This window comes from Burkholderia sp. Z1 (assembly GCF_014893795.1).
Classification (GTDB): Bacteria; Pseudomonadota; Gammaproteobacteria; order Burkholderiales; family Burkholderiaceae; genus Burkholderia; species Burkholderia theae.
The window spans coordinates 2,035,721-2,048,720 of the sequence record NZ_JACFYL010000001.1; the positions used below are offsets into that span (position 1 = coordinate 2,035,721).

At 66.8% G+C, this 13,000-nt stretch carries 7 protein-coding genes; all 7 read right to left on the reverse strand.

Features of this window, described 5'->3' with window-relative positions; genetic code table 11:
* Positions 1 to 44: 44 nt before the first annotated feature.
* Positions 45 to 3,218 carry a multidrug efflux RND transporter permease subunit gene (locus H3H55_RS09405; RefSeq protein ID WP_193098423.1) on the reverse strand — a complete coding sequence of 1,058 codons (3,174 nt, stop codon included), beginning with the start codon at positions 3,216 to 3,218 and terminating at the stop codon, positions 45 to 47.
* A 124-nt stretch (positions 3,219 to 3,342) separates the two neighbouring features.
* Positions 3,343 to 4,977 (reverse strand): ABC transporter ATP-binding protein, encoded by a 1,635-nt coding sequence (locus H3H55_RS09410; protein WP_129514779.1) that lies wholly within the window; start codon positions 4,975 to 4,977, stop codon positions 3,343 to 3,345.
* A complete protein-coding gene (locus H3H55_RS09415; protein WP_193098424.1) occupies positions 4,977 to 6,086 on the reverse strand; it encodes an ABC transporter permease in 1,110 nt (369 codons plus the stop codon). Before H3H55_RS09415 ends, H3H55_RS09410 begins: the two co-directional genes overlap by 1 nt.
* Positions 6,040 to 7,092, reverse strand: coding sequence for a microcin C ABC transporter permease YejB (locus H3H55_RS09420; protein WP_048250978.1), 1,053 nt, complete (start codon positions 7,090 to 7,092; stop codon positions 6,040 to 6,042). Before H3H55_RS09420 ends, H3H55_RS09415 begins: the two co-directional genes overlap by 47 nt.
* Positions 7,093 to 7,104: 12 nt before the next feature.
* Positions 7,105 to 9,036 carry an extracellular solute-binding protein gene (locus H3H55_RS09425; protein WP_413463959.1) on the reverse strand — a complete coding sequence of 644 codons (1,932 nt, stop codon included), beginning with the start codon at positions 9,034 to 9,036 and terminating at the stop codon, positions 7,105 to 7,107.
* 217 nt (positions 9,037 to 9,253) lie between these two features.
* Entirely contained in the window at positions 9,254 to 12,052 is a 2,799-nt protein-coding gene (locus H3H55_RS09430) for a TonB-dependent receptor (protein WP_193098425.1), read from the reverse strand.
* A gap of 348 nt (positions 12,053 to 12,400) precedes the next feature.
* Complete coding sequence (locus H3H55_RS09435; RefSeq protein WP_193098426.1) at positions 12,401 to 12,976, reverse strand: helix-turn-helix domain-containing protein; 576 nt, start codon at positions 12,974 to 12,976, stop codon at positions 12,401 to 12,403.
* Positions 12,977 to 13,000 lie beyond the last annotated feature (24 nt).

Sequence of the window (13,000 nt, forward strand, 5' to 3'; positions counted from 1 at the left end):
GTCTCCCAACCCCTGATTCCGTCGCCAACAACCCTCCGCGACCGTCAATCAATCTCCAGATCCCCAACCGTTTCCGCCCGCCGCGCTTCCCGCCGCGTCGTCGCAACATGCTTGCCACGCCGGCCGACGGACGCCACCACCCGAAACGCCACCGGCGCGAACACGAGCCCGAACATCGTCGCGGCGAGCACGCCCCCGAACGCGCCGGTCCCGATCGACCGCCGGCTTTCCGCACCCGCGCCCGTCGCCAGCACGAGCGGCACGACCCCGAGCAAAAACGCCATCGACGTCATCACGATCGGCCGGAACCGCGCGGCAGCCGCGTCGATCACCGCCTGCCGCAGCGGCACGCCGCGCCCGGCCAGATCGCGCGCGTACTGCACGATCAGGATCGCGTTCTTCGCCGCCAATCCGACCACGGTAATCATCCCGACCTTGAAATACACGTCGTTCGGCATGTCACGCGCGAGCGCCGCCGCAATCGCGCCGATCATGCCGAGCGGCACGATCGTCAGCACGGACAGCGGAATCGTCCAGCTTTCATACAGCGCGGCCAGCGCCATGAACACCGCCAGCACCGACAGCCCGACGAGCAGCGGCGTTTGCCGTGCGGCAACCTGCTCCTCACGCGCCGCGTCGACCCAGTCGAAGCCGATCCCGGCCGGCAGCGCGCCGGCAAGCCGCTCCATCTCCGCCATCGCCGCGCCCGAACTCGTACCGGTCGCCGGCCGGCCGCTGATGTCGAGCGACGGATAACCGTTGTAGCGATTCAGCATCACCGGGCCGATCGTCCAGTGCGGCGCGGCGATCGCCGATAGCGGCACCATGTCGCCGGTACGGTTCGGCACCGTCAGCGCCATCAGCTGCGCATCGGTCGCGCGTGCGGTCGGGTCGGCCTCGATGATCACGCGCCGCATCCGCCCTGACGCCGGAAAATCGTTGATGTAGTTCGAGCCGAACGTGCCGCCCAGCAACCCAGCGATTCGCTCGAACGGTACGCCGAGCGCATACGCCTTCGCGCGATCGACATCGAGCTCGATACGCGGCGCGTCCGGCAGGTCTTCGAAATGCACGGCGGCGAGCAACGGATCGGCCTTCGCGCGTTCGGAAAGCTGCTCGCGAGCCGCCTTCAACGCGTCGAGCCCGACGCCGCCCCGATCCTCGAGCCGGAACGTGAATCCGTCGGAATGCCCGATGCCGCGCACCGACGGCGGCAGCGACGCTTCGACGTCGCCGTCGAGAATCGCACCGAAACGCTGGTTGAGCCGGTCGCGCAACACCATCGCGTCGACGTCGCGTTTCGCCCAGTCCTTCAGCTCCACGAACGCCATCCCGACGTTCTGCCCGCTGCCCGCGAAACTCCAGCCGATCACGCTCGTCACGTTCGCGATCGCCGGCTCCGCATGCAGCACCGCCTCGACGCGCTCGACGACCGCGAGCGTGCGCGCCTGCGTGGCACCGGCCGGCAACTGGATCATCACCTGCAGTTGCCCCTGGTCCTCGGTCGGCAGGAAGCCGCCCGGCATCATCCAGTACAGCAGCCCGCAGACGATCACGAGCGCCACGTAGACCGCCACGACCATGCCGGTGCGGCGCACGGCGAACACGGCGATGCGGCGATAACCGGTTTCGGCGCGCGTGAACGCCGCACCGAACCGGTCGGCCAGGCGCGCGCCGATCCCGCGTCGCCGCGCACGGCCGGTTGCGCCATCGTGTCGCGTGACCGGCTTCAGCAGGTTCGCGCACAGCGCGGGCGTGAGCGACAGCGCCATGAACGACGACACCAGCATCGACGCGATCATCGCCACCGCGAACTGCCGGTAGATGCCGCCGACGGTGCCCGGAAAGAACGCCATCGGCACGAACACGGCGGTCAGCACCGCGGTCACGCCGACGATCGCCCCGCCGATCCGCTTCATCGCGCGGCGCGTGGCGTCGCGCGGCGACACGCCCTCCTCCATCACCCGGTGCACGCTCTCGACGACGACGATCGCATCGTCGACGAGGATGCCGATCGCCAGCACGAGGCCGAACATCGTAAACACGTTGATCGAAAGCCCGAACGCCCACATCGCGACGAACGCGCCCATCAGCGTGACGGGAATCACGACGGTCGGCACCAGCGTGTAGCGCAGGTCGCGCAGGAACAGCCACATCACGCAGAACACCAGCACGACCGCCTCGATGAGCGTCAGCACGACTTCGCGGATCGCGATCTTCACGAAATGCGCGCCGTCGAACGGAATCTCGATCGCGACGCCCGGCGGCAACGTCCTCGACAGCTCGGCGAGCCGCGCACGAATCGCGTTCGACGTTTCGAGCGCGTTGCCGCGCGGGCCGAGCTGGATGCCGACGGTCGCCGCCGGCCGGCCGTTCAGCCGCGAATAGAACGAGTAGTCGTCGCGGCCGATCTCGACCCGCGCGACGTCGGCGACGCGCACCGCCGAACCGTCCGTCTTCGACTTCAGCACGATCCGGCCGAACTCGTCCGGCGATGCGAGCTGCCCCTTGACGACGATCGACGCGGTGAGCTGCTGGCCGCCCGGGAACGGCGCATCGCCGATCGCGCCGGCCGTCACCGTCGCGTTCTGCGTACCGATCGCCGCGATCACGTCGTCGGCGCCGACCCCGTATTCGCGCAGCTTGTGCGGATCGAGCCAGACCCGCAGCGCCTCGTCGGCGTCCCACAGTTCGGCTGCGCCGACGCCCGGCGCGCGCTTCAGTTCGCGCAGCACGTAGCGGTTCAGGTAATCGCCGAGCTGCGCGGAATCGCGCGTGCCGTCGGTCGACGTCAGTGTGACGAGCATCAGGAACGTGTTTGCCGCCTTGAACACGCCGATCCCCTGCTGGACGACCTGCTGCGGCAACCGCGACTCGACCTGCTTCAGCCGGTTGTTCACGTCGACGAGCGCGATGTCCGGATCGGTGCCGGGCGAAAACGTCACGTCGATCTCGAGGTTGCCGTGACCGTCGCTGCTCGTCTCGTAGTACAGAAGCCCGTCGGCGCCGTCGAGGCTTTCCTCGATGATGCTGCCGACGTCGCCGTCGACCGTCTCGGTCGACGCGCCCGGATACGCGGCGGTGATCACGACCCGCGGCGGGGCGAGGCGCGGATATTGCGCGATCGGAAGCTGCGGAATCGCGAGCACGCCCGCGACGACGATCGCGAGCGCGACGATCCACGCAAAGACGGGACGATCGATGAAAAACGACGGCATGGGCACGCGTCAGCGAACCGCCGGCGTTCCGGCGCGGGACCGCCGGACGGCTTGGGCAACAGCAACGAAATCGGCACTGCCGCGCCGCGCGCGGGCGACCTGGGCGCGCTTCGCCCGGTTCACGTCAATCATCGGTTCTCTCTTGCGGGCCGCGCTCCGGCGCCAGCATCGACGACGCCAGCAGCGCGCGGGTATACGGATGGGTGGGCGCATGCAGCACGTCGAGCGTATCGCCCTCCTCGACCACGCGCCCCGCTTTCATCACGACGACCCGGTGGGCCATCGCACGCATCACCGCGAGATCGTGCGTGATGAACAGGTAGCTCAGTTTGTACTTCTTTTGCAGATTCGTCAGCAGATTCAGTACCTGCTTCTGGATCGACACGTCGAGCGCGCTCGTCGGTTCGTCCAGCACCAGCAGTTCCGGCTCGACCGCCAGCGCGCGCGCGATCGCGATCCGCTGCCGCTGACCGCCGGAGAATTCGTGCGGATAGCGCAGCATCGATTCGGCCGGCAACCCGACCTCCTGCAGCAGCGCGGCGACGCGTGCACGACGCGCGGCCCCGGCCACCTGTGGACGGTGCACCGCGAGCCCCTCGCCGACGATCTGCTCGACCGTCATCCGCGGCGACAGCGAACCGAACGGGTCCTGGAACACGACCTGCATCCTGCCGTACAGCGCGCGCCGGCCGCCCGTCGTGCGCAGCGTGTCGAGCGGCATGCCGTCGATCGCGATCGAGCCGGCCGCCGGCCGCTGCAGGCCGAGCACCGTCGCGGCCAGCGTCGATTTCCCCGACCCCGACTCGCCGACGATCCCGAGCGTTTCGCCGCGCCTCAGGTTCAGCTTCACGTCGTGCACGGCCCGGAACGTCGTCTTGCCGAGCACACCGCGCCAGCCCTTCGCCGCGATGCGGTAGTCGACGGCGAGATCCTGCACGTCGAGGATCGTCTGCGCGCCGGCCGCGACCGGTTCGACGTCCCGCTGCGGTGCGCTGTCGAGCAGCCGGCGCGTGTACGCGTGCTGCGGCGCGGCGAACAGCGCACCGGTCGTGTTCGTCTCCACCAGCACGCCCTGCTCCATCACGGCCACGCGCTGCGCAAAGCGCCGCACGAGATTCAGGTCGTGCGTGATCAGCAGCACGGCCATCCCGCGCGCGGCGGCCTCCTGCTCCTGCAACTCGATCAGCAGGTCGACGATCTGCTGGCGCACCGTCACGTCGAGCGCCGTCGTCGGCTCGTCCGCGAGCAACAAGCGCGGCCGGCACGCGAGCGCCATCGCGATCATCGCGCGCTGGCGCTGCCCGCCCGACAACTGGTGCGGAAAGCTGTCGATACGCCGCTCCGGCTCGGGGATACCGGTGCGCCGCAGCAACGCGATTCCCCGCTCTCGCGCGTCGCCCGGGCTCAATCCTTCGTGCAGCCGCAGGCTCTCGGCGATCTGCTTACCGATCGTGTACAGCGGATTCAGCGCGGTCATCGGTTCCTGGAACACCATCGCGATGTCGGCACCGCGAATGCCGCGCATCTGCTGCTCTGTCTTCGCGAGCAGATCCTCGCCGTCGAACAGCATCCGTCCCGACAGCGTCGCCTGCTGCGCGAGCCGCAGGATCGACAGCGCCGTCACGCTCTTGCCCGAGCCCGATTCGCCGACGAGCGCCACGCGCTCGCCGCGACCGACCGACAGGCTCAGGTCCTGCACCGCCGCCTTCGCGCCGAAGCGGGCTGAAAACCCGTCGATCTGCAACAACGCGTTCGTCATCATCGCCCCCCGCCGAACGCCGAGCCGCGCGCACGGGTGTCGAGCGCGTTGCGCAGCGCGTCGCCCATGAAGGTCAGCAGCAGCAGCGTCACCACCAGCACCGCGAACGCGGAGACCGAGATCCACCATGCGTCGAGGTAGTTCTTCCCCTCCTGCAGCAACTCGCCGAGGCTCGGCGTCGGCGGCTGCACGCCGAGCCCCAGGAAATCGAGGCTCGTCAGCGACAGGATCGCGGCGCTCATCCGGAACGGCAGGAACGTGATCACCGGCGTGAGGCTGTTCGGCAGCACGTGGCGCCACATGATCTGCGCATTCGTCAGCCCCATCGTGCGTGCCGCTTTGACGTAATCGAGCGTGCGGTTGCGCAGGAATTCGGCGCGTACGTAATCGGACAGCACGAGCCAGCCGAACATCGACAGCAGGATGAACAGCAGCCACAGCGACGGCGTGAACAACGACGCGAAGATGATCAGCAGATACAGGTCGGGCAGCGCGCTCCAGATCTCGATCAGGCGCTGCCCGAACAGGTCGGTGCGGCCGCCGTAGAAGCCCTGCAGCGCGCCGGTCAGCACGCCGACCAGCACCCCCGACACGGTCAGCGCGAACGCCATCAGCACCGACAGCCGGAACCCGTACAGCAGCCGCGCGAGCACGTCGCGCCCGAACTGGTCGGTGCCGAGCCAGTTGCTCGCCGACGGCGGCGCCGGATACGGCCGCGACGCGAAGTAGTCGATCGTGTCGTAGCGGTAGCGGTTCGGCGGATAGATCGCGAAATTGCCGTGCGTCTCGAGCTTCGCGCGGATGTACGGATCGAGGTAGTTCGTCTTCGCGGGAAAATCGCCGCCGAACTCGGTTTCCGGATAGTCCTTCGCGATCGGAAAATAATAGTGCCCGTCGTAGCGCACGAGCAGCGGCCGGTCGTTCGACAGCACGTCGGCACACAGGCTGAGCGCGAACAGCGCCGCGAAGATCACGAGGCTCGCATAACCGAGCGGCTGCGCGCGAAAGCGCTGCCACGTACGTCGCCACGGCGACGGCGACGGCGCGCACGCGCACGGGGAATCAGTGGTCCAGGCGGCTGAACTGGATACGGGGGTCGACGACGACATAGCAGATATCCGCGATGAGCTTGGTCAGCAGACCGATCAGGGTGAACAGGAACAGCGAGCCGAGCACGACCGGATAGTCGCGGCGGATCACCGAGTCGTACGACAGTTGCCCCATCCCGTCGAGCGAGAACAGCGTCTCGATCAGCAGGTTGCCGTTCAGGAACGCGCCGACGAACGCCGCCGGCAGCCCGGTGAGCAGCGGGATCGCCGCATTGCGCAGCACGTGTTTCCACAGCACGTCGCGCTCCGGCGCCCCCTTCGCGCGCGCGGTCAGCACGTACTGCCGGCCGATTTCCTCGAGGAACGTGTTCTTCGTCAGGATCGTGACGATCGCGAAATTGCCGATCACCGCCGCCGTCACCGGCATCACGATGTGCCACAGATAGTCGAGCGTCTTGCCGATCAGCGTCAGGTCGTCGAAGTTGTCCGACGTGAGCCCGCGCATCGGAAACACCTGCCAGAACGTGCCACCGCCGAACAGCATCAGCAGCAGCACGCCGAGCACGAAACCCGGCACCGCGTAGCCGGTCAACACCAGCACACTCGTCACGGTGTCGAAGCGCGAGCCGTTGCGCACCGCCTTCGCGATGCCGAGCGGCACCGACACGAGATACGTGAGGATCACCGTCCACAGCCCGAGCGTGATCGACACCGGCAGCTTCGAGCGGATCACGGCCCACACGCTGCGGTGCGCGAAGTAGGACTGGCCGAGGTCAAACGTCGCATAGCTTTTCAGCATCAGCACGTAGCGTTCAAGCGGCGGCTTGTCGAAGCCGAACTGCTTGCGGATCTGCTCGATCTGCTGCGGATCGACACCCTGGCTGCCGTGGTAGCCGCCCCCGCCTCCGCCCGCCTCGCCTCCGCGTGCGCTGCCGTGGCGCAACTGCGCGAGCACCTGCTCCACCGGGCCGCCCGGCACGAACTGCGTGACCGCGAACGTGATCGTCACCACCCCGAGCAGCGTCGGGATCATCAGCAGCAGCCGCCTCACTATGTATGCCAGCATCGTTGCTCCCCGTCAGGCCGCCGGAGCGGGTTGCGCCGCCGGCTTTTTCACGTACCAGTAATCGATGATCCAGTCCTCGTACAGATAGGAGTCCGGCACGACCGCCGGATGGCCGAGCGTCGCCTTGTACCCGATCCGCGCGTTCGGCAGGTAGTACTGCGGGATCAGTGCGTACAGGTTGATCAGCACGCGGTCGAGCGCGTGCGTGGCCGTTTCGAGATCGTCGAGCGTGTTGGCCGCGAGCGCCGCGCGGATCAGCGCATCGACCGCCTTCGACTTCACGCCCGGATAATTCTCGGAGCCCGGCTCCGACGCGGCCGCGCTGCCGAAACGGCGTGTCAGCTCCGCACCCGGGATCGTCACGGGCAGGTAGATGTACGTCGTCATGTCGTACTCGAAATTGTCGAGCCGCTTCAGGTAGAGGGCGCTGTCGATCTCGTGCAGGTACGCATGGATGCCGAGCGTCGCGAGCGCCTGCGTGTACGGCAGGATCAGGCGGTCCATGCCGGGCTGATCGTCGATGATCTCGATCGTCATCGGCGTGCCGTTCGCGTCGCGCAGCGCGTCGTCGCGATAGTGCCAGCCGGCCTGCGCAAGCAGGTCGCGCGCTTCCTTCAGGTTCGCGCGCAGCGAACCGGGCGGCAGCGTCGACGGCTGGCTGACCATCGGGCCGAACACCTCGGGCGGCAGCGTCGACCGGTACGGTTCGAGCAGCGCGAGCTCCTTCGCGCTCGGCATGCCGGACGCCGCGAACGGGCTCGCCTCCCAGAAGCTGCTGGTGCGGCGATATTGCCCGTAGAACATCATCCGGCTCATCCAGTCGAAGTCGAACGCCAGCGCGAGCGCGCGCCGCACGCGCACGTCCTGGAACATCGGCTTGCGCATGTTGATCAGGAACCCCTGCATCTGCGCGGGGCCGTCCGGGAATTCGCCCTTCTTCAGCAGGCCGTTGCGAAAATTCTTGCCGACGTACTTGCGCGCCCATTGCGTCGAGCTGTATTCCATCCGCGCGTCGATGTCGCCGGCCTTGAACGCTTCGAGCGCCGTGTACTCGTCCAGGTACAGCTTGAACGACACGCGGGAGAAGCGGAACATCCCGCGCCGCGACGGCAGGTTCGCGGCCCAGTAGTGCGGGTTGCGCACGTAGCGGATCTGCTTGTCGTTCTTGCGCTGCTCGATCAGGTACGCGCCGCTCGCGATCGGCGGTGTGTTCGCGATCTGGTCGAACGGCGGCCGCGTGCCGTCCGCGCGTTGCCCCCATTTCGGCGAGAACACCGGCAGGTCGCCCGCGATCAGTGCCGCGTCGCGCTCCGCGTGCTTGAATTCGAAACGGACCGCATGGCTGTCGACCACCACCGCGCGCTTGATGATCGAAAACTGCGCGTTGTAGATCGGCGATGCCTGCGGGCTCGTCAGCGTGTCGAACGAATACTTGACGTCGGCCGCGGTGATCGCGTCGCCGTTCGAGAAGCGCGCGGCCGGGTTGATGTGGAACGTCGCGGACGTCCCGTCGGGCGCGATCTCGACGTCGTCGGCAATCAACGCGTATTCGGATGCGAGTTCGTCCCAGCTGCGCTGCATCAGCGTGTCGAACATCAGGTTCTTGATGTCCGGCGCGGGCGAGCCGCGCACGAGGAACGGGTTCAGCGAATCGTAGCTTTGCCGCTCGTCGTAGTTTTCGAAATTGAGCGTACCGGTGTCCGGCGCATCCACATCCGCATAGTCGAAATGCGTGAAATCCGGCCGATACTTCGGCTGGTCGTATTGCGAGATCGCCGACACCGCGAGCGCGGCCCGTGGCATGGCGCCGCCCGACACGAGCAGCGCCGCGCAGGCGAGCAGCGCGGCACGCGTGCCGTTGCGCATTCGTGCGTGCGTGCGCGTCGGGCGCGTCGGGCGCGTCGGGCGCGGCTCACGTGTCCATCGCCATTTCAACAGTGTCATGGTCAGTCTGTCCGGAAGCGTGCGGGCGTGACACCCGCGCGCGGTCGAAGCCTGTGCCGGACGCCGCGTGCCCGCCGCGTCCCGCTGGGTGTTCGTGCTGTAGAAGATCCTGCAAGCTGCGCCGTCGTGGCGCCAGGCGAAAAAAGGCCGCTCCATAAAGGGGGGGTGTGGACGCGGAGCGGCCGGTCTAAAGCCTGTCAGTGCATCGCAATCGCCATCAGAACTTGTAAGTCGCGCCGATCTGCGCAAATCGGCCGATGTACGAATACACCGACGTGTCATAGCCGCTCTGGTCCAGCGTGCCGTTCGCGAAGATCGGGTCGTACGGCGGCGTGCGGTTGAAGATGTTGTTGATGCCGCCGTAGATCGTCCAGTTCTTGAAGCCCGTGTACGTCATCATCAGGTTGAACTGGCTGTACGAACCGACTTTCGACGGCGCGGGCGCCGGCAGCAGGTTCTGCGCGTACGGGCCCGTGAACTCCCACGTCAGCGCCGCATCGAACTTCCGGTAGTTCCAGTCCAGCGTCGTGTTGCCGCGCCAGCGCGGGAAGCTGCCGCCGAACGGCTGCGTGATCGTGAAGTTGTTGCCCGCGCCGTTCACCGGCGTGCCGCCCGGGAAACCGATCTTGTAGCTGTTGATGTACGCCCAGTCACCCGACAGCGTGACCGTGCCCCAGCCCTTGAGCGGCAGGCCCTGGCGGAACGTGCCTTCGAAGCCGTTCGTGTCGAGGTAGCCGAGGTTCTGGTACGGAATCACCTTGTACAGCAACTGGCCCGTCGTCGGATCGGTCACGACCTGCGACGGCGTGCCCTGGCCGATCACGTTGTCGATGCGGATCTTGTACCAGTCGAAACCGAGATCCGTGTAGCGGCTCGGCGACACCTGGAAGCCGATGTTGAAGTTGCGCGTGCGTTCCGGCGCGAGGTTCGGGTTGCCGACGGTGATCGACGTATAGTTCTGGCCGGTGGCCGGGTCGACCTGGATGCCGAGCGTCTGCGACTTGCTGTCCTCGACGAAGGTCGGCGCGCGGAAGCCGCGGTTGTACGACGTATACAGCGTGAGGGCCTTGATCGGCTGGTAGCGCAACGCAAAGCGCGGCGAGAAGGCACCGCCCACGTCCGTGTAGTGGTCGTAACGGCCTGCCTGGCTGAACGTCAGGTTCTCGAGGATCGGCACGTTGATCTGGTAATAGACGGCCGCGACGTTGCGCTGGCCGTTCACCGTCTCCAGGTCCGGCGTGATGACGGCCCCGCTCAGGTATTCCGAACCCGGCGTCAGCACTTCGCTCTGGTGCGTGAACTGCGCGCCGAAGCCGATACCGACGTCACCGGTCGGCAGATGGAACAGGTTCGGCGTCGACAGCGTCGCGTCGATCGTGTCGAGCTTCGAGATGCCGAGGTTGTTCGCTTCCTGGTACAGCCCGTTGAACGCGTTGGGCGTCGCCGCCGGGTTCGCGAAATTCAGCGTGCCGTTCTGGTAAATGTTGTTCAGCGCGTTGACGTTCAGCTGGTTCGTGAACACGTTCGACACCGTGCTCTGCGAATGGCTGACCGACGTCGCCCAGTCCCAGTCGCCGTACGGCAGCGTGAACGATCCCTTGATGCCGGCGGCCGCGCGCCAGTAGTTGGCCCAGGTCTTCTGCGCGACCGTGTTCGGGAACGCATAGGTGAGCGGCGTGGCCGCGCCCGTCGTGTTGTACGGGTTGCTGATCGGCACGACGGTGTTGAACGGCGATAGCAGCTTCGTTTGCGGATTCCAGACGAGCGCCGGGTTCTGCGGGTTGCCGATCACGTTGTTCCACAGGCCGTCGTTGGTCGTGGTCGTGTTGTAGCTCTCGAGGAAATCCGCGAACGCGGTCGTCTTGTCGTCGATCTTGAAGTCCGCATGGATCTTCGCGTTCAGGCGCTCGGTCATCGGCAGGATCGACGTGCTTTCAGCGGTGTTGTACGCGCAGACCGTGCCCGGCGACCCGGCCGACAGCGAATTCGACACGGCAGGATGCACCGAGCCGCCGAACGGACAGCCGCCGCTCAACGCCTGCGCGACGCCGCCGGGCATGTTCCAGTAGGACGGCGCGAGCAGCGAGAAGCCGCCCGGTTTGCCCGTGAAGTCCTGGTTGCGGGTCGAATCGCGGTCGGCGAGCGTGAAGCCGTTCGACTTGTAGTAGCTGAGCGCCGCCGTCACGTTGAAGCGGTCGGTGTTCAGGTCGCCGAAACCGCCGAGCACGCCGAACTTTATCGTGCCGTCGCCGTTACCCGCGTTGATCGCGCTGCCGAGGCTGCCGTCGAGCTGCAGGCCGCGGAAATCGTGCTTCGTGATGATGTTGACGACACCGCCGATCGCGTCCGAGCCGTATTGCGACACGGCGCCCGTCTTCACGATTTCGATGCGCTCGATATCGTTGAGCGGGATCGTATTGAGGTCGAAGAACGAATCGACGCTGTTCGAGAAGAACGCGTACGGCGCCACGCGCTGGCCGTCGATCATCACGAGCGTATATTTCTCGGACAGGCCGCGCAGCGCGATGCCGGCGGCGCCGGCCGCGAAGTTGCCCGATTGCCCCTCGCCCCAGCTGTTCGCCGAGTTGGCTGCCGCATCGCGCAGGAAGTCGGTGACGGTCACCGCGCCGCTGGCCTGGATTTCCTTCGGCGTGATCGTCTGCACCTGCTGGAAACCGGTCTTGTCGGCCTGCCGGATCAGCGAGCCCGTCACTTCGAACCGCTTGATCTGCGCGACCTTGCCCTGCCCGTTCGCACCGGATGTCGCGGGCGTGGCCTCCGCTGCCGCACCGGACGCCGCGTCGGGCGCCGCGGCACCCGACGCAGCAGCGGCGCCCGACGTGCCGCCCGCCTGTGCAACGGTCACGGGCGCGCCGGTCGCGACCGCATCCGCGACCGCGACGGCGCCCGGCGCCGGCTGGCTCTGGGCGAACGCCGGCGGCACCAGTACGGCCGTCAGCGCCAGTTCCGCCCAGACTATCCTTTTGATGGCCAACGCCAAAACTCTTTGCTTCATCTTGTTCCCTCTCGCTCGTAGTAAGACCCCACCTGCTGCGCGCCGGAATCTTGTGGATTCCTTGCACGTCCTGGGCGCCCGTGTACCGGAACCCGCGATTGCCACCCTTCCGACTGCGATGACTCGAACGGATCGGCCTCGGGGCACCCGCGCCATTCAGCACCACCGTCTTTTTTGATTTTGATTCGTCATACTAACTACCTGCATTGAGCGCATTGCGTACTGCCTCCCGATTCGATCAACGGAAATTCCCGCGGACGACGACACTGTTCTCGCGCCGCACCACGTGCGATCCGCTGTCGATCGGGTACTTCTCCTTCATCGCGGCGCACCGCGCCGGCCGCGCCGCTAGAACAGCCTCGGCGTGCCGACCCAGACGATCACTGCCTCCTCGTCCGCCGTGTTGTGCCATGCATGCGGCATCGTCGATTCGTAGTGCGCGGTATCGCCCTCGTTCAGCGTGAACGTGCAATCCTCGAGCGTCAGCGCGACCTGCCCGCGCATCACGTAGACAAACTCCTCGCCCGCATGCGTCGTCACCTCCGACGGCGACTGCCCCACCGGCACCCGCACGAGAATTGCGTCGAGCTTGCGGCCGTCCACCAGGTTCGTCAGCCGGGCGAACAGGCTGGTCGAATTCGCGAACTGGAAATACTTCAGTGCGTTGCCGCGGCACACCGAGCGCGCTTCCGTCGGCGTGTCGATGAAATACTGCATCGTCACGCCGAGCGCCTTCGCGATCCGGACCAGCGACGTGATCGACGGCGTTGCCCGCCCGCGCTCGACCTGCGACAGGAACGGCTTCGAAATGCCGGCGATCGTCGACGTTTCGTCGAGCGTGAGCTTCAGGCGCTGGCGCAGCGCCCGGATCTTGTTGCCGAGCGACACGGCGACGAGCACCGACTCATCAGGGGGCAAAGGCATGGAGAGACGGAACCTCGCAGTCGA